The sequence below is a fragment of the Bordetella genomosp. 4 genome, assembly GCF_002261185.1.
GTDB lineage: Bacteria > Pseudomonadota > Gammaproteobacteria > Burkholderiales > Burkholderiaceae_B > Bordetella_A.
The window spans coordinates 322,031-340,084 of sequence record NZ_NEVQ01000003.1 but is presented as its reverse complement, the minus strand read 5'-3'; the positions used below and the strand labels follow the sequence as shown (position 1 = coordinate 340,084).

Annotated in this window: 16 protein-coding genes; 5 read left to right on the top strand and 11 right to left on the bottom strand. The window is 60.6% G+C overall.

Annotated elements, in window-relative coordinates:
• Nucleotides 1–2: 2 nt before the first annotated feature.
• A complete protein-coding gene (gene tyrS, locus CAL20_RS04020) occupies nucleotides 3–1,232 on the bottom strand; it encodes a tyrosine--tRNA ligase (RefSeq protein WP_094819790.1) in 1,230 nt (409 codons plus the stop codon).
• A gap of 310 nt (nucleotides 1,233–1,542) precedes the next feature.
• Here tyrS and CAL20_RS04015 point away from each other — a divergent pair, with 310 nt between their 5' ends.
• Together CAL20_RS04015 and CAL20_RS04010 are read left to right on the top strand one after the other, a co-directional pair.
• Complete coding sequence (locus CAL20_RS04015) at nucleotides 1,543–2,949, top strand: M23 family metallopeptidase (protein ID WP_373558273.1); 1,407 nt, start codon at nucleotides 1,543–1,545, stop codon at nucleotides 2,947–2,949.
• Nucleotides 2,950–2,973: 24 nt separating this feature from the next.
• Nucleotides 2,974–4,182 (top strand): anhydro-N-acetylmuramic acid kinase, encoded by a 1,209-nt coding sequence (locus CAL20_RS04010; protein ID WP_094819789.1) that lies wholly within the window; start codon nucleotides 2,974–2,976, stop codon nucleotides 4,180–4,182.
• A 77-nt stretch (nucleotides 4,183–4,259) separates the two neighbouring features.
• On the opposite strand, the gene erpA is transcribed toward CAL20_RS04010, so the two are convergent.
• The 7 genes from erpA to pmbA all read right to left on the bottom strand — a co-directional run bounded on the left by erpA (nucleotide 4,260) and on the right by pmbA (nucleotide 10,687).
• On the bottom strand, nucleotides 4,260–4,628 hold the full coding sequence (erpA, locus tag CAL20_RS04005; RefSeq protein WP_094819788.1) for an iron-sulfur cluster insertion protein ErpA: 369 nt from the start codon (nucleotides 4,626–4,628) through the stop codon (nucleotides 4,260–4,262).
• A gap of 97 nt (nucleotides 4,629–4,725) precedes the next feature.
• A complete protein-coding gene (locus CAL20_RS04000) occupies nucleotides 4,726–5,526 on the bottom strand; it encodes a DUF6776 family protein (protein ID WP_094819787.1) in 801 nt (266 codons plus the stop codon).
• Between the two features lie 42 nt (nucleotides 5,527–5,568).
• Complete coding sequence (gene argC / locus CAL20_RS03995) at nucleotides 5,569–6,633, bottom strand: N-acetyl-gamma-glutamyl-phosphate reductase (protein WP_094819786.1); 1,065 nt, start codon at nucleotides 6,631–6,633, stop codon at nucleotides 5,569–5,571.
• A gap of 155 nt (nucleotides 6,634–6,788) precedes the next feature.
• Nucleotides 6,789–7,181: a 30S ribosomal protein S9 gene (gene rpsI, locus CAL20_RS03990; RefSeq protein ID WP_003814889.1), complete on the bottom strand. Its 393-nt coding sequence runs from the start codon at nucleotides 7,179–7,181 to the stop codon at nucleotides 6,789–6,791.
• 9 nt (nucleotides 7,182–7,190) lie between these two features.
• Nucleotides 7,191–7,619: a 50S ribosomal protein L13 gene (rplM, locus tag CAL20_RS03985; RefSeq protein ID WP_094819785.1), complete on the bottom strand. Its 429-nt coding sequence runs from the start codon at nucleotides 7,617–7,619 to the stop codon at nucleotides 7,191–7,193.
• A gap of 395 nt (nucleotides 7,620–8,014) precedes the next feature.
• The gene (locus tag CAL20_RS03980) at nucleotides 8,015–9,112 is read right to left on the bottom strand and encodes a TRAP transporter substrate-binding protein (RefSeq protein WP_094819784.1); all 1,098 of its coding nucleotides are present in this window, start codon (nucleotides 9,110–9,112) and stop codon (nucleotides 8,015–8,017) included.
• Nucleotides 9,113–9,319: 207 nt separating this feature from the next.
• Complete coding sequence (gene pmbA / locus CAL20_RS03975) at nucleotides 9,320–10,687, bottom strand: metalloprotease PmbA (protein ID WP_094837233.1); 1,368 nt, start codon at nucleotides 10,685–10,687, stop codon at nucleotides 9,320–9,322.
• Nucleotides 10,688–10,758: 71 nt separating this feature from the next.
• Here pmbA and yjgA point away from each other — a divergent pair, with 71 nt between their 5' ends.
• Nucleotides 10,759–11,310 (top strand): ribosome biogenesis factor YjgA, encoded by a 552-nt coding sequence (gene yjgA, locus CAL20_RS03970; RefSeq protein ID WP_094819782.1) that lies wholly within the window; start codon nucleotides 10,759–10,761, stop codon nucleotides 11,308–11,310.
• Between the two features lie 81 nt (nucleotides 11,311–11,391).
• Entirely contained in the window at nucleotides 11,392–12,075 is a 684-nt protein-coding gene (locus tag CAL20_RS03965; RefSeq protein WP_094837232.1) for an alpha/beta hydrolase, read from the top strand.
• A gap of 44 nt (nucleotides 12,076–12,119) precedes the next feature.
• Here CAL20_RS03965 and CAL20_RS03960 read toward each other — a convergent pair whose 3' ends face one another.
• Nucleotides 12,120–14,567: a bifunctional acetate--CoA ligase family protein/GNAT family N-acetyltransferase gene (locus tag CAL20_RS03960; RefSeq protein ID WP_094837310.1), complete on the bottom strand. Its 2,448-nt coding sequence runs from the start codon at nucleotides 14,565–14,567 to the stop codon at nucleotides 12,120–12,122.
• A gap of 122 nt (nucleotides 14,568–14,689) precedes the next feature.
• Between CAL20_RS03960 and gltX the strand changes: the two genes are divergently transcribed.
• Nucleotides 14,690–16,087, top strand: a complete 1,398-nt coding sequence (gltX, locus tag CAL20_RS03955) for a glutamate--tRNA ligase (protein WP_094837231.1) — start codon at nucleotides 14,690–14,692, stop codon at nucleotides 16,085–16,087.
• Between the two features lie 198 nt (nucleotides 16,088–16,285).
• Here gltX and CAL20_RS03950 read toward each other — a convergent pair whose 3' ends face one another.
• Both CAL20_RS03950 and CAL20_RS03945 read right to left on the bottom strand, forming a co-directional pair.
• Entirely contained in the window at nucleotides 16,286–17,521 is a 1,236-nt protein-coding gene (locus CAL20_RS03950) for an MFS transporter (RefSeq protein ID WP_094819779.1), read from the bottom strand.
• A 1-nt stretch (nucleotide 17,522) separates the two neighbouring features.
• Nucleotides 17,523–18,032: a hypothetical protein gene (locus CAL20_RS03945; protein ID WP_094819901.1), complete on the bottom strand. Its 510-nt coding sequence runs from the start codon at nucleotides 18,030–18,032 to the stop codon at nucleotides 17,523–17,525.
• Between the last annotated feature and the right edge of the window lie 22 nt (nucleotides 18,033–18,054).

Genomic DNA, 18,054 nt, shown 5'->3' with positions numbered 1-18,054 from the left:
TCCTACCCAGCCAAATTAACACGAGCGAACTTGCGCTTGCCTACTTGAATGACGTAAGACCCGGCCTGTAATTGCAACGATTTGTCTTCGACGCGGTCGCCGTTGACACGGACCCCCCCTTGCTCGACGTTGCGCTGGGCTTCAGCGCCCGAGGCAACCAGACCGGCTTCGCGTAGGACTTTGAGAATCCCCAGCGGCGCGCCAGCCACATTGACCTCGGGCATCTCGTCGGGCACCGCGCCGTCGCGAAAACGGGCCTGGAAATTGGCCAAGGCGTCTTCGGCGGCCTGGGCGGAATGAAAGCGCGTAATGATCTCTTGCGCCAGGGCGACTTTGGCATCGCGCGGATTGGCGCCAGCGTCGGTGGCAGCCTTGAGCGCAGCGATATCGTCCAGCGAACGAAACGACAGCAATTCATAGTAGCGCCACATCAGCGTATCGGAAATCGACATCAGCTTGCCGAACATGGAATCCGGCGTTTCCGAGATACCGATGTAGTTGCCCTTGGATTTGGACATTTTTTCGACGCCGTCGGTGCCTTCGAGCAACGGCATGGTCAGGACGCACTGGGGAGCCTGCCCATACTCTTTCTGCAACTCGCGGCCCACCAGCAGGTTGAATTTCTGGTCAGTGCCGCCCAGCTCGAGGTCGGATTTCAGCGCGACGGAATCGTAGCCTTGCATCAAGGGGTACAGGAACTCGTGCACGGCAATGGGAATGCCGCCCTTGAAGCGCTTGGTGAAATCTTCGCGCTCCATCATGCGCGCGACCGTGTAGCGCGACGCCAATTGGATCAGGCCGCGAGCGCCCAGCGGATCGCTCCACTCGGAGTTGTAGCGGATTTCAGTACGCGTGGGGTCCAGCACCATGCTGGCCTGCGCGTAGTAGGTCTGGGCGTTGGTTTCGATTTGCTCGCGCGTCAACGGTGGGCGGGTGGAGTTGCGGCCGCTGGGATCACCAATGGTGGAGGTGAAGTCACCGATGAGGAAAATGACGTGGTGCCCCAGATCCTGCAATTGCCGCATCTTGTTCAGCACCACTGTGTGACCAAGATGGATGTCGGGCGCGGTGGGATCCAACCCCAATTTGATACGCAGCGGTACGCCGGTCGCGCGGCTCTTGGCCAGCTTGCGGGCGAACTCCGATTCAACGAGCAATTCGTCGCAACCGCGCTTGGCGATGCGCAGGTCGGCTTCGACTTCAGGGGTAATGGGGGCTTCGGGTTGAGACATATCTGGGGCCGGATGCGGCGATAAAGGGCTAAGAAAGAGCCGAAAATTGCAAAAAACGTGTAAAAACTGTCAGCGTGACCGGGAAATCAGTCGAAAATTCTAGCCGAATCAGCTAGGATACGACGCTAATCATACGCAACTGTAGCCATTATGGCGTTATTGCCGTTGCGACCCGGCTAACCCCCTGTTGTTCACAAGATGCCTCGCCAGAGGCGGCTCCCATTGCGTATCGCTGATGCGCTGGGTGATGCTGTGCTGGCGTACCGGCGTCCTGGGGACTTACACCCCCCTGAAGAAAGGCTTTACTTTGATAGATCGTGGCCCTCACAGCCCGGCTGATCGCTCCGTTGGCAGCACGGCCGCCCTGTCTCGCCCCGAGTCGTCCCGTCGTGCTGGCTGGCTACGCCGCACGTTACTGGTCAGCACCGTAGGTTTGTTTGCTGGCGCCGCTGCGCTGGGCATGGTCCAACAACCCGACCGCACGCAATTACCCCTGTCGCGTCAGATCCAAAGCGTTTTGCCCCTGGCTTCGAATCAAGTCAGTGTCAGCAGCGCGGACAGCGATGCGCCGTTTGTCAGCGAAACGCGCATTCGCGCCGGCGATACGCTGGCCTCAGTGCTGCAACGCCTGGAGATCGACGCGCCGGGCTTGCAACGCTTCCTGACGCAGGCCCCCAGCGCTCGCAGTATTTACAAGCTGTACCCCGGCCGCTCTGTGCAGGCAGCAACCGATGCCGAGGGCAACCTGGTCTGGCTGCGGTATATCCATACCCCAGGCGAGGAAGACGACGGCCAAGTCACCACCAAAATGCTGCTGGTGACGCCGTCGGGAGACTCCTACACTGCGCGCGAGATCACCGACCGCACCGATTTGCAGACGCGCGTCGCCGTCGGCACGATCCGCAATTCGCTATTTGGTGCGACCGACACGGCCGGCATTCCGGATTCGATCACCCAGCAGATGGCTGACGTGCTCGGCTCCAAGATAGATTTTCTGCGCGATATTCGCCCGGGCGACCAATTCCGCGTTGTCTACGAAGTCCGTTCGCACCAGGGCCGCTATGCCGGTGCCGGTCGCTTGCTGGCCGTGGAGTTCATCAACAACGGCAAGACCTACAACGCCGTCTGGTTCAGTCCGGACGGAAAATCGGGCAATTACTACGGTTTTGACGGCGTCAGCCTGCGCGGGGCCTTTTTGCGCACGGCGTTGAAATTTTCTCGCATCAGTTCGACCTTTGGCATGCGCATGCATCCGATCCACAAGACCTGGACCGGACACAAGGGCGTGGACTATGCAGCGCCGTCGGGCACGCCGATCCACACCACCGCGGACGGTACCGTGGAGTTTGCCGGCTGGCAAAACGGGTACGGTAACGTAGTCATCGTCAAGCACTACGGGCAGTATTCGACCTTGTACGCGCATCAGAGCCGTATTGCCCCTGGCATCAAAGTCGGCACCAAGGTGTCGCAAGGCCAGTTGATCGGCTACGTGGGCTCGACGGGCTGGGCGACCGGACCGCATCTGCATTACGAGTTCCGTATTGACAACCAGCCTGTGGATCCTCTGGCCGCGGACCTGCCGATTTCCCGCCCGCTCGATCCGGACGAGGCTCGCAAGTTCCAGGCGGCAACGGAGCCCTACAAGCAGCAGCTCGCGTTATTGACTCATCTGCAGCAAACGCTGCCTGAGTCCAGCACGAATGTCGCCAGCCGCTGACCCGGCGCTCGCCTCTCTGACGCCATGTCTCGATTTCGCGGCCAACCAGCTTTGACGACCGGCCGCCTCTTCATTGGCCTGATGTCTGGCACGAGTCTGGATGGCGCCGATGGCGTGCTGGTGCGTTTACATACGCCCTGCGGTGTCCCATCGGAATCCGGCAATGTTCGGACAGCGGCAAACGCCCTCAAAGACGTCGAACAAGCGCCTACCGTAGAAGTTCTGGCAACCGCGGCATTGCCCATGCCGGCCGAACTGCGGCGCGAGTTGCTGGCGCTGAACCAAAGCGGCGCCGACGAGCTGCATCGCGCAGCGCTGGCCAGCCAAGCGTTGATGCGTTTATACGCCGAGACTGTCCAAGCCCTGTTGGATCAGGCACAACAACCCGCTACCGCCATTGCTGCCATTGGCGCACACGGACAAACCGTGCGCCACCGGCCGGAATTAGGCTTTACGCTGCAACTCAATGCCCCCGCCTTGCTGGCAGAATTGACCGGCATCGACGTGGTGGCTGATTTCCGCAGCCGTGATGTAGCAGCAGGAGGCCAAGGCGCTCCCTTGGTGCCTCCCTTTCACGCAGCCGTGTTCGCCTCGCCCGCCCCGCGAGCTGTATTGAATCTGGGCGGCATTGCCAATCTCACCCTATTGACTCCCGGCGAGCCGCCGCGCGGCTTTGATACGGGCCCCGCCAATGTTTTGCTGGATCTCTGGTGCCAGCGGCATACCGGCCGGCCCTACGACAAAGACGGGCAATGGGCGGCTGGCGGTCAGGTGCAGCCAGCCCTGCTCGAACACCTATTAGCCGAAGAACCCTGGCTCGTCCTGCCCCCTCCAAAATCAACGGGGCGCGATTTGTTTAACGCAGCCTGGCTGGATGAACGTCTGCAAAATTACGAGGGCGCAGCAAAACTCGCCCCGCAGGACATCCAAGCGACATTGCAGCGATTTACGGCTCGTACCGTAGCAGATGCGCTAGAGGCGACAGCCCCTGCTACCCACGATGTACTAGTGTGCGGCGGCGGGGCACGCAATGCAGGATTGATGCGCGAATTGGCGATCTGCCTGCAGCGCCCTGTCAGCCCCACCGACAGCGCAGGCGTGCCGGCCCAATGGGTCGAAGCCATGGCGTTTGCCTGGCTGGCACAAGCCTTTTTAGATCGAATTCCGGCGGGCGTACCTGGAGTAACAGGCGCACGCGGGCCGCGTGTACTGGGCGCACTGTACCCGGCCTGAGCGACCGGGCAGTTTACGGGCAACCCTTGCTACGGACTGGTAGCAGGCAGGCTGGGGCGAGGCCCAGCCTTCAGGCGTTACACCGAGAACGACGAGCCGCAGCCGCAGGTCGTGGTGGCGTTGGGGTTCCGAATGACGAATTGCGCGCCTTCGAGGTCTTCCTTGTAGTCGATTTCGGCACCGACCAGGTACTGGAAGCTCATGGGATCGACCAGCAATTGCACGCCATCCTTGTCCAGCACGGTATCGTCATCGCTGACGGCCTCGTCAAAGGTAAAACCATACTGGAAACCGGAACAGCCGCCGCCCTGCACGAATACGCGCAGTTTCAATTCGGGGTTGCCTTCTTCGGCCAGCAGGTCTTTGACTTTGGCTGCGGCGGAATCGGTGAAAATCAACGGCGTCGGCGGCGCCTGGAGATCGACGGTTTCGGTGACTGCATTCATGGTGGAGCTCCTGGCCGAAAAATCGGCCAATATCACGTATAAAGTTGACGGGCGAGCCGCCTCAATACTCTCATAGTAGCGCAGAGAGGGCCGGGGTTCAAAATGCCAGCTTGATGGTGCGGGACGCCCGCACGGTGGATCCCTCGAGTACGCTAACGGTTACGCTTTCGGGGACGAATCCCTCGGGCAGATCGAGCACGCCTTCAATGCGCTGGTATTGATCAAATTGCAATGGCAAGAGGCCGCCCGCAGCGGCCGCTGCTTCGGCGGAGGGCTTGGGTTTGCTGCCCGGCGAGGCGTTGGAGTCATCACCGTTGTCGTCGCCCTCGGGGGTATCGGTCTTTACCTGCATGGGGGCCAAGTCGACAGAAACGACATCCCCTTTTAGCACACCCGAGGCCTGGAAACGTAAGGTGCCCACGAACGGCGCGTCACTGCGGCCACTACGCATGAGCAACACGCGATACTTCAGTCCTTGCCCGTCACGCTGAATCTCTGCGCCACGGATATCGACAGCGCCTTCGGGTCCGGGCGGCAATAATTGCTCGAAAAAGGCCAGGCGGTCACGCACGCGGCCCAGCTCCTCCTGACCCGCGCGCAACTGCGCCTCGAGTTCTTGGCGAGCAGCACGCTCGACCGCGATTTCGCCATCGGCCGTATCGAGCTGCGCCCGCAGGAAACGGCTTTCTGCCTGGCTTTGCCGTACCGCGGCATCTTGTGCAGCGACTTGTTCAGCAGTAATGACGACGCTGGGAACCGCCATCACCGACTGCTGCGCGTACTGATAGCCAGCCAGCGCCCCCAGGGCCAAGCCGACGACCAGCGCACTCAGCACGAACAGCCATCGCGAGAGAGAGCCGGGACGGGACCCGGCCGTGGATTCAGGAGCCGATTGCATCTAAGCCGATCCGGCCAGCCCGCCAGGCCGGCCAAGGATCTCCTACGGCAGAATAGCGACTTGATCCAGGCCTGCCGACTCGGGCAGGCCAAACATCAGGTTCATGTTTTGCACAGCCTGACCCGATGCGCCCTTGACCAAGTTGTCCTGGATGACCAGCACAATCAACAGATCTCCATTATTGGGACGCTGCACCGAGATGCGCAGATTGTTCGACGCACGCACCGAACGGGTTTCGGGCAAACTGCCGGCCGGCATCACATCGATAAACGTCTCGTTGGCGTAACGCTTTTCGTACAGCGCCTGGAAATCCGTATCCAGTGCTTCAGGGCGGATACGGGCATACAAGGTCGAGAACATGCCGCGGATCATCGGCACGAGATGCGGGACGAACGTCAGGCCGACTTTGCCGCCCGCCAGTTTTTCGAGTTGCTCGGTGATTTCGGGGTGATGGCGATGCCCTGCCACACCGTAGGCTTTGAAATTGTCGCTGGCCTCGGAAAACAGGGAACCGACCTCAGCCTTGCGGCCTGCGCCTGAGACACCCGATTTGCAATCGGCGATCAGGGTTTGGGTATCGACCAGTTGGGCGCCGTTCTCGATCAAGGGGGCCAAGCCCAGCAAAACCGTCGTCGGATAGCAGCCGGGGTTACCGATGACGCGCGCCTTGGACACAGCCGCGCGATTGAGTTCGACCAGGCCGTAGGTGGACTCAGCCAGGATGTCGGGGCACGCATGCGGCATCTTGTACCAGCGCTCGAACGTAGCCGTGTCTTGCAACCGAAAGTCTGCAGCCAGATCGATGATACGAGTACCAGCAGCCAGGAGCTCTTTGGCCTGCGCCATGGCCACGCCGTGCGGCGTGGCAAAGAAAACAACGTCGCAATCTGCCAGATTGGCCTTTTCAGGCGTGGAAAACGCCAGATTCACGCGGCCACGCAAATTGGGATACATGTCGGCCACCGGCAGCCCGTCTTCTTTGCGGGAGGTGATGGCGGTCAGTTCTACATGAGGATGTTGCGACAACAGACGCAGCAGCTCGACGCCGGTATAACCGGTGCCGCCGACAATGCCAACCTTGATACGGGAATTCGATGCTTGGGCCATGGTGGGGGGTGTTCCGTAAGACGAAAAATAATTGTATCGCTAACTCAATACCGATATTTTTTCGCGCATCGCCAAAAACAAAACGCCCCTGTAAAAACAGGGGCGTTTTGTTTTGCCACCAGGGCCGCTTTCGCGACCCGGGGCAAGCAAGACGATTAGCGCTTGCTGAACTGCTTGCGCCGACGAGCCTTGCGGAAGCCGACTTTCTTACGTTCGACTTCACGGGCATCGCGGGTCACGAAGCCGGCTTGCGACAGCGCGGGCTTGAGGGCCGCATCGTAGTCGATCAAAGCGCGGGTGATGCCGTGACGCACCGCACCGGCTTGGCCGGTTTCGCCACCGCCGTGGACGTTGACTTTGATGTCGAACGATTCCAGGTGGCCGGTCAGTTCGAGCGGCTGGCGCACGATCATGCGGCCAGTTTCGCGAGCGAAGAATTCGTCGACGGGCTTGCCGTTAACAACGATTTTGCCCGAGCCTTTCTTGATGAAAACACGAGCCACCGAGGTTTTGCGACGGCCGGTTCCGTAGTTCCAGTTACCGATCATGGCGTTTCCTTAGATATCCAGCGGCTTGGGCTGCTGAGCGGTGTGCGGGTGCTCGGCACCGGCGTACACCTTGAGTTTCTTGATCATGGCGTAGCCCAGCGGACCCTTGGGCAACATGCCCTTGACGGCCTTCTGGATGGCACGGCCGGGAAACCGCTGTTGCAGTTTCTCGAAGTTCGTTTCACGGATACCACCGGGATAGCCGGTGTGACGGAAGTACTTTTTGTCTTGCGTCTTGGTGCCCGTAACAACGATATCAGCAGCGTTGATGATGACGATGTAATCGCCCGTATCAACGTGCGGCGTGAATTCAGGTTTGTGCTTACCACGCAGGCGGCGTGCGACTTCGCTGGCCACACGACCCAGGACTTTGCCCTTGGCGTCGATCACAAACCAGTCACGTTGGACTTCATGCGGCTTGGCCACAAAGGTCTTCATGATTGGTTCCTAAAAGGTAAATTTTTCTGGTCAGAACAGCCTGACGAGAATCTTTTCCTGTTCCGTTGTGCCTTGGCGCATCATCCGACCGGGAAATCCCGCGCCGATCATGCGATCCGCAGCTGGCCTAAGCGTTATTAACCGCCCGTGCTACCAACCGGAATAAGGGAAAGTCGACCATTCTAGCACGATTGCTCAAATATTGTGCAACTTGAGGATCAGGAACTGTCCGAGCCCTCGTGCAATGTGGCCTGCTACCCGTAGCTTGCGGGCACCAGGGGGGAACCAACTATGCGAAACGGGCGCGTGGTGAACCGTCTTTCCAGGGCGGTTGAATATGCTCCAACCCTGGGGACAGCCCACAAGCGCGCCCGTTGTACCGAGATACCTATTTATTACTTGTGCGCCGACATCGCCACGCCCAGATATTGGTCGTACGATCCTTCGGCCAGACGGAACCACGGCACCACGCTGTCGCGGAAGCCCATGTAGTTGTCGTACAAAGCCTTGAATTTCGGGTCTTTGTCGCTGAACTCCTTGTACACCGTCTGAGCTGCCTGGTACGACGCGTCCATCACGGCGCGCGGGAACGGACGCAGCTCGGCGCCTGCGGCAATGAGCCGGCGCAGCGCGCCGGGGTTTTCGGCGTCGTAGCGGGAGGTCATGGCCACATGCGCGACGCGGCTGGCCGCCTCGACGATGGCTTGGTAGTTCTTGGGCAAGCTGTTCCAGGCGCCTTCGTTCAGGTACAGCGAGACCTGGGGACCGCCTTCCCACCAGCCCGGGTAGTAGTAATACTTGGCGACCTTGTTAAAGCCCAGTTTTTCGTCATCGTACGGACCGACGAACTCGACGGCGTCCAGCGTGCCTTTTTCGAGCGAGGGATACACATCGCCACCTGCCAGTTGCTGCGGCACCACGCCCAGACGGGACAGGACTTCGCCCGCGAAGCCGGCGGTACGCATTTTCAGACCCTTCAGATCGTCGACGGTCTTGATTTCTTTGCGGTACCAGCCGCCCATTTGCACACCGGTGTTGCCCATGGGGAAGTTGACGATTTTGTGCGGCTTGAACATTTCGCGGGTCAGCTTCATGCCGTCGCCGTTGAACATCCAGGCGTTCATCTGACGCGCGTTCAGGCCAAAAGGCACAGCCGCGTCAAAGCAGAACGCCGGATCCTTGCCGTAGTAGTAATACGACACGGTATGGCCGCACTCGATGGTGTTGTTGGACACCGCGTCCATGACCTGCAAGGCAGGAACGATTTCACCACCCGGGAAGTGACGGATGTTGAATTTACCGCCCGTGGCTTCGTTGACGAACTTGCAGAAAATGTCGCCGGTGCCGAACAGCGCATCCAGGCTGCGCGGGAAGCTGGACGCCATGCGCCAGTTCAGGCTGGGTGCGTCTTGCGCGAATACCGGCGCGGCAACCGCCGCACTACCTGCGACAGCGCCCAGGCCGGCTTGTTTCAAAAAGGAACGACGTTGCATAAAGGTTGGCTCCTCGACAGCAATTTGGTATGAGATATCGCACGCGATATGTGGCGGATATTACACGTTGTTATATCTATACCGTAAGAGGGGTTACCAGCCCGCAAGCCGGCAATCGTGAATTTGGCTGGCCAACAGGGCCGGACTGAGGGAAGCCCGGCCTGCTACAGAGGCGAAAAGGCGAGTCACCGGCTGGCGTTGCGCGAATCAGACCCCGGCAATCGCCATTTGCTCGATAAGAATCGAACCTGTGCGCTTGGTTCCGCGAGCAATCGTATCGGCACCTACGGCGACGATCTGACGGAACATATCAGCCAAATTGCCGGCGATCGTGACTTCCTGGACCGCATGCTGGATTTGACCGTTTTCCACCCAGTATCCGAACGCGCCGCGCGAGTAATCGCCCGTGACGTAATTGACGCCCTGACCGATCAGCTCTGTAACCAGCAACCCTGTACCGAGCTTGCGCAGCATGGCTTCGAAATCATCATCGGCCGAAGTCAGGCGCGAGGATAAGGTCAGGTTATGCGAACCGCCTGCATTGCCGGTCGTCGTCATACCGAGCTTACGCGCCGTGTAGGTCGACAGGAAATAGCCTTCCAGCACGCCGCCTGTCACCACGCTGCGAGCCCGGGTGCGCACGCCCTCGTCGTCAAAAGGCGAACTGCCCATGCCACCAGGCACGTGGGGGTCTTCGGCAATGTCGATATGGTCGGGAAAGATAGGTTTGCCCAGAGCATCGACCAGAAAACTGGCCTTGCGGTACAAGGCGCCACCACTGGTTGCCTGCGTAAACGCGCCCAGCAGCCCTAACGCCAGAGGCGCCTCGAAGAGCACGGGAAATTTACCGGTGCGAATTCGTTTGGCCGACAGGCGCGACAAGGTGCGCTCGGCCGCGTAACGGCCGACGGCCTCGGGCGCGGCCAACAACGCAGGATTACGTTCCGAGCTATACCAGTAGTCGCGCTGCATGTTGTTGCCGCGCCCGGCGATCGGAGCGACCGACAGACTGTGGCGCGAGTACGGGTAACCCCCGAGGAAGCCTCGGGTATTACCCATGACGAACTGGCCTTCGTAGGTGCCTACGGTTGCGCCATCGGTATTGGTGATACGGCGATCCACGGCTCGGGCTGCGCGCTCAGCGCGCAATGCCAGTTCGGCGGCCTGCTCCGTGGTGACTGGCCAGGGATAATGCAAGGCCAGATCGGGGACATCGGTCGCCAACTGGTCAGCATCGGGCAACCCCGCTGCCGGGTCGGCTGCCGTATGGCGGGCGATATGCCAGGCGGCCTCGACCGTCTGGCGCAGCGCAGCCTCGGAAAAATCCGAGGTCGAGGCAGAGCCGCGGCTCTGGCCGGCATACACCGTCAAATCCAGTGAGCGGTCGCGGGTTTGTTCGACCGTTTCTATATCGTCTTTACGCACCGATACCGACAGCCCCAGGCTTTCGGAAATCTCGGCTGCAGCGTCGCTGGCGCCGATCTGGCGTGCATACGCCAGGACTTGTTCGACCAGTTCGCTGAAACGCGCGTGGTTCGCGGCCACGGGAAGAGAGGAGGTAGAAGTATTGACCATTGCAGTCCAGTAAGCAGAGACGGTTATCATAGCCAAGTCTGCGTTGATGCTGTTCCCCCATTGCGTTCCTCATGAATTCTTCTATCCCTGATTCGACCGCCGAAGGCGAATTCGACGAAAACGGTTACGACCGTCCCAGCAAATCGCAAATCAAGCGCGAAATGCATGCCCTGCTCGATTTGGGCAAACAATTGATCGAGTTGCCTGACGACCGTCTGAAGCAATTGCCGCTGGCCGAACGTCTGTACGAGGCAATTCGCCTGGCGCAAAAGACCACCAGCCGCGAAGGCAAGCGCCGGCAGACCCATTTTGTGGGCAAGCTGATGCGTGACGCACCCGCCGATGAGATCCGTGCGCAGCTCGATGTCTGGCAAAACGGTTCGCGCGAAGAAACTGCCGCCATGCATCGGCTGGAGTCGCTGCGTGACAAACTGCTGAGCGATGACGATGCCTTGACCCAATTGCTCGATGCCCATCCTGGCGCCGATGTGCAGGCATTGCGCGCGACCATACGCGCGGCACGCAAAGAAGCGCAAGGCAATGCCGCCCTGCAGCCAGGCCAAGAGCCGCAGCGCAAGCATTACCGCGCCCTGTTCCAAGCCCTGAAAGCCCTGTCTTCCTGACGCTGACCCAGACCACGGCGCCAATCAATAGCCATTAGCCAAATCGGACCGTTTTCGGCCCTCTCGTTTCTCTCTGCCGCCATGACTGCCACCCCTGCCCTGTTGGACTGCATCGAAATGCAGACCGCCCCCAACCCGACTCATGCCGTGATATGGCTGCATGGTTTGGGAGCCGACGGTAATGACTTTGCGCCGATTGTGCCCGAACTCCGACTAGGCGATAGCCCGGCAGTGCGCTTTGTCTTTCCCCATGCACCGGTGCAACCCGTGACGATCAACGGCGGGATGGCTATGCGGTCGTGGTACGACATTCTGGTCACTGACCTAGTGCGCCAAGAGGACGCAGCAGGCATCCGGCAATCCGAAGCCGCCGTACGGGCGTTGATCGCCCGCGAAAATGCTCGCGGCATCCCGACCTCGCGCATTGTGCTGGCCGGATTCTCGCAAGGTTGCGCGATGACGCTGCATACCGGGCTGCGGCTGGAAGAAAAACTGGCAGGCATGATCGGCCTGTCCGGCTACCTGCCATTGCTGGACACGGCAGCCGCCGAGCGTCACACCGCCAATGCCGGTACGCCGATTTTTCTGGCGCACGGCACGTTTGACCCTGTCGTTGCGCTGCCGCGTGCCGAAGCCTCGCTGACGCAATTACAGTCGTTAGGCTATGACGTGCGCTGGCATACCTACCCGATGCCCCACTCGGTATGCGCACCGGAAATCAACGATATCGCGGCGTTTTTGCGCGAAGTTTTGACATCGGCGTAATTGGAAAAAACCAAATCGGGTACGACAAAACCCGATTCGGGTTTTCAGGAAAGCAGACTCAACCACACCCGTCGCATGGTGGGGTCTTCCGGATCCGGATCGTTCGTAAATCCCAGACGCGTCATCAGGGTCAACATCGGCCGGTTATTGGCCAACACGAGGCCATCGATATATTCCAGTCCTTGGTCACGGGCCGCGTCGATCAGGGCTTGCATCAATTGTCCGCCCAGATGCCGGCGTTGCCAGTCATCACCGATGACCAGGGCGTACTCGGCGCCGCGCCCATCGGCATTACGCAAGTAGTGCGCAAAGCCGATGATGATCTCGTGCGGATGCCCCCGGTTTGCCGGATTCGGGACATAGGTGGTCGCCACCAGCGCCAGTTCGCGGTGGTAATCGATCTGCGTGTATCGCGCCACCATGCGCGGCGTGAGTTCGCGCATCATGGACACAAAACGCATATAACGCGAACGCTCTGACAGGCCACGGATGAAATCCTGCAAGGTCTGCCCGTCTTCGGGACGAATGGGACGAATCACCCATTCAGTCCCGTCATCGAACTCGCGGCGCCGCACTAACCGCGCAGGATAAGGATGAATCGCCATGTGCGGATAACCGCTGGTTTGCGGCGTGGCACAGGCAGGCTCGGCGCACAGGGTGATGCGCAGGCCAGCAGCGCGCAATTGCGTTTCACCCGCATACAACGGATCGATATCCAGCGACTCGATGGCGGGCAATTCGGAAATGACCTCAGACACCTGAACCAATGTGTGCTGCAAAGCCTCGGCGGCAGCGCTGCTGATCTGCGAGGCGAGCACGCGCTGCCATGTACGGCTGCGTTCGATCAGTTGGCGCGCCAAAAAGCCATTGAGCGGCGGTAAATCCCGGCCTCTATCGGAGCCCGCCGATAGCAATGCATCGGGGCCGCCCGCACCGAATTGGATGATGGGCCCAAAATTCGGGTCACGCCGCACGCGAATGGCCATAGGCCGCGACTCGGGCTCACCCGGCAGCACGCCCGCAGGAACATCGCGCAGCGGGACATAGAAGGCATCCAACACGGCGCGGCACTCGGACACAGACAAATCCAGGCGGCCCGCTGCGCGAACGCTCTCCAGCACAAGGCGCGCCTTGCTCACGTCCGGCAAGCGGCTCGGCGGCTCGGGCGGCAGCGTTTGCAGCAGCAATTGTTGGTTGTAGTAGTGCGTAGAAAGTACGCCAAAAGCATCGGCTGCAGACTCAGGGGTGCGAAAGGCTGGGGTTCCGACATCGTCGAGCATCCGACGCAGCGGCCGCATACCCGCGTCGCCCATGAAACAACTCACCACGGGCTTGCGGGCATTCGGTGCAAACTGTGCCAATTGGCGCGCCACCGCAGGCATATCCGCCAGCGCATCGGGCGCCAGCACCACCAGCACACCGTCCACCCCTTGATCGTCGATCAAACTATCCAGCATGGCCTGTATGCGCTCCGGTGTCAGGGGCACATAGGTAATGACAGGATTGGCCGTCGCCGCATCGGGCTCGAGCAGTTCCGTCAACGCCCGCCGGGTGGCTGGGGCCAACTCGGCGCGCAACATCGCCGTGTCCGGGCCGATGAGATCCAGCGCCAACTGAGGTGGGCCACTGCCATTCGAAAGGATCGCAACGCGGCGGCCACGCGGGCGCCGCGCATAACCCAGCACCTTGACGGCCGAAAATAGCTGCACAAAATACCGGACGCGTACCGCGCCGGCTCGTCGCAGCGCTGCATCCAGTGCGGGATCGCTGCCCGGCGGACCATCACGGCCGGCCTTGAGCACAATCACGGGTTTGACGCTGGCGGCCGAGCGCAACGCGCTCATGAACTCGCGTGCAACGCCTACATCCTCGAGGTACAGCACGATGCTGTCTGTCCTCGGGTCGCTGGCCAGAAAGTCCAGCACTTGAGCCAGACGAATCGAGGCCTCGTCCCCCAGTGAAATCGCGGTGGAAAAGCCAATATGCACATCATCCGCCCAGTCCATGACAGCGGCGGTGATCGAACGCGATTGCGTCACCAACGCCACACGGCCGGCGCGCGCCAAAAAGGAATGCTGGCTGAAATTCAGGCTGGCATGAGGCCGTTGCAGTCCAAAGGCCCTAGGCCCCAATAGCGCGCAACCCGTTTGCTCGGCCCATGCGCGGCATAACGCCAAAGTACCGCCGGGATAGGGATCGGGCAGTTCGTGGGGCAGCACAATCGCGGCGCGCGGCTGCAACGCCGTCAGTCGCCGCAAAACATCCGGCAATATCGCGGGCGAAACGCATATCAACGCCAGATCAGGCCGCTGCCCGGCTGACAGTCCCTGACAAGTCTCGGGAATTGCCGGAGCCTGCCCTGCCTGCACATCGACCTGGGTCGTGTTCGCACGCAATTCGGCCCGTAAAGTATTGACCACAGGCAGGGGCCGATCGGCCACGATCACCAGCGATTTGGGGTCGAACAGCGGGGCAAGAGCGTGTCGCAACATAGGCAGGTCGGGCGCTATTCTAAAATAAGCCCATCGTAACAAGACGGCCGCGTGATCGCCATGATCGCACGCCATGTTTTCCGCCCTGTCGCGGCGGCCTGCCACGCTTTTTCCTGCTGACTATGACCTCGACCCCTATCCGCACCCGTTTTGCCCCATCGCCCACGGGTTTTCTGCATTTGGGCGGCGCCCGCACCGCGCTGTTTTCATGGGCGTTTGCGCGCCACAACCAGGGTGTTTTCGTGCTGCGCATCGAAGACACCGACCTGGAGCGCTCCACGCCCGAGGCAGTACAGGCCATTCTGGACAGCATGGACTGGCTGGGCATGCAACCGGACGAAGGCCCGTTCTATCAGATGCAGCGTATGGACCGCTATCGCGAAGTCATCGCACAAATGCTGAAAGCCGGGACGGCCTATCATTGCTACAGCTCGCCCGAGGAAGTCGAGCAAATGCGCGAAGCCGCTCGCGCCAAAGGATTGAAGCCGCGTTACGACGGCACCTGGCGCCCGGAGCCGGGCAAGACACTGCCCCCCATCCCCGAAGGCCGCAAACCCGTCGTGCGTTTCAAGAACCCGCTAGAGGGCTCGACCAGCTGGAACGACATGGTCAAAGGCCCGATCAGCTTTGAAAACGGCGAACTCGACGACCTGATCATTGCTCGCCCCGATGGCACGCCTACGTATAACTTCTGCGTGGTGGTCGACGATTGGGACATGGGCATGACGCATATTCTGCGCGGTGACGATCACGTCAACAACACGCCGCGCCAGATCAACATTTTGCGCGCGCTGGGCGCCACGGTGCCGGAATACGGTCACGTGCCGATGATCCTGGGCCCCGACGGCGAAAAGCTGTCCAAACGCCATGGCGCCGTCAACGTGATGGAATACGACGCGCAAGGCTACTTGCCCGAAGCGATGATCAACTATCTGTCTCGCCTGGGCTGGAGCCATGGCGATGACGAACTCTTCACGCGCGAACAATTGGTGCAATGGTTCGACACCGATCATCTGTCCAAATCCGCATCGCAATGGGACCCGAAAAAGCTGAACTGGGTCAATGCGCACTACATCAAGCAGATGGACAATGCCGAGTTGGCCGCCCGCGTTGCCCCGCGCATTGAAAAACGTGGCGGCAACCCCGCCGCCACTGACCTGCCTGCGGCAATGGGACTACTGAAAGACCGTGCCGAAACGCTGGAGCAATTGGCCGAATCGGCGATGTTGTTCTGCAAACCGTTCACGCCAGCACCGGCCGAACTGGTGGAGCAACACCTGACCCCGGCTGCGCGCGAAGCCCTGGCCGACTTTGCTCAACGCGCCGCAGACACGGACTGGACACGTGAGGGAATCACTGCGCTCATCAAGGCCGTGTTGGCCGATCGCGGCCTCAAAATGCCGCAACTGGCGATTCCGTTGCGTGTCGCCGTCGTGGGCCAGACCCAGACGCCGGCAGTGGATGCAGTGCTCGCTTTGATTGGAAAAGATACGGTCTTGCAGCGCTTGGGCGCAATCTGAATAGACACGCCCAACCGGAACTCCTGACGCCAAAAAGGTGCTGCCAACGATTTGGCGGCACCTTTTTCATTCCAAAGATTGCGCAAACGCAAAAGGCGCAGTGCCGAGGCTCAACCCGATGTCTTCGATCGACACGGACACCTTGGATCGCATACATGACACCATTGCGATCCTGACGCGCGGTGTTGATTCATGCCTTCATTGAACCACCGGCTCGCCGGTTTTCGCCTGCGCACGGCGCTTTAACGCCCACGCAAAGCTGGCTCCTAAGAGAGGCAGCAATACCGCCGACGTACCGAACAATACGGCAGCGCCTGCAACGTCCACGAATACGCCAGCCAGCGCCACCCCTACTGCCTGTCCCATGAACAAGCATGAGGCGAACCATGCCACGGCGGTTCCTCTCGCTGATGGCACCATCTGCGTCGCATTGGTTTGCAACGTCGCATGCAGCAGGTAATAGCCAAAGCCAGCAAGCACGCTCGCCGCCACTGCCCATCCCCATGCCGGGCCGAGCCAATATGCAAGAAAGGCGACGCAAAGGACGACACCGCCTGCAGCGGCGAGACCTCGTTCTCCCAACCAACGCAGCACCCGTCCCGCCACCAGCGTGTAAAGCAATCCGCCCAAGGCGTACACCGCTACCACAGCGCCGGCCGCCGACAATGACAAGCCAAATCGGTCGTGCAAATAGGCAGGCGCGAATGCCAAGGAGCCAAACACCAGCAGCCCCTCCAGGAACACCGTGACCAGGACAACGCGCGCCCATGGCACGCCAAACACGGTACGCACCTGGGCGACAAAGCCATGCCGCGGAGCGGATTGAGTCGCCGTCGTCGCGCCTGCCGCGGCCGCCGACCGCCGCTGCGCAGCTTGTTGCCCGACCTCGCGCAACAACAGGCTACCGACAACCACATACCCCACGACCAAGAACGCAAAGGCCCAGCGCCATCCCATCGTGTCGGTAATCAAGCCACCGGCCAACTGGCCCATCGCCATTCCCAAAATCGTACCTGTCAGAAAGCGCGCCAAGGTCGCCTGCCGCTCCTCGTAAGGTACGTTATCGCCGATCCACGCCATCGATAACGGAACGATGCCGCCGCCAGCCGCACCGGACAATGCACGGCACACAATCAATACATCCAGGTTCGGCGCCATCACCGCCCCCATACTGCCGATGGCGCACGCAAATGTTGCGATGGCAACGACGCGAAATTTGCCGTAGCGATCTCCCACGGGCCCGAAAAACATCTGCAGCAAGCCATACGCCACTGCAAATGCCGTGACGGTAGCACCTGCCTGCCCGGTCGACGTGCCAAACTCGGCTGCCAGCCGCGGCAACATCGGATCGCAAATACGAAAAGCACTGGCGCTGACGAAAGCCGCCAGCGCCAGCAAGAGAATCGCTCGATTCTGAGAATGTGGAGAGGACATCTCAATAAGGTAAACGATAACCCGGTTGCATGCGACGCGCCGTAATAGACTGCCCGCCACTGCGCAATTCACGCAGCGTCAAACGGCTCGGCTCGGTCTTCTCGATCCGATAGCGGTTCTGATAGATGGGATCGTCCATATCGATCAACTCTCCATTGGATTTGATCGTCTGCAAGGTAATCACCCCATCGGCGACCTGCCAACAGCCTGCCTCGCGCAAACCTGGACGAATACGCTTGCCCACCTTCAGTTGGGTGTCATAGGCCATCGAGCCATCAGCCCCCAGCACGATCAGCGCACGAAAATCACCGGCCACGCCGCGAGGGCGCGTATTGGACTGCCATGTACCAACCAACTGACTGCCTGCCTCTGCCGGCGAGCAAACGATGGGCCGAGGCGCCTCAGGCGCAACAGAAACCTGTTCAACGGGCGCTTTCTTCGTCACGCATCCCGCCAACGTCAACACTGCACCCGCCACCACAAAACCGCGATACCGCCACACACTCTTCATGACACCCTCGAAACGCACGCGC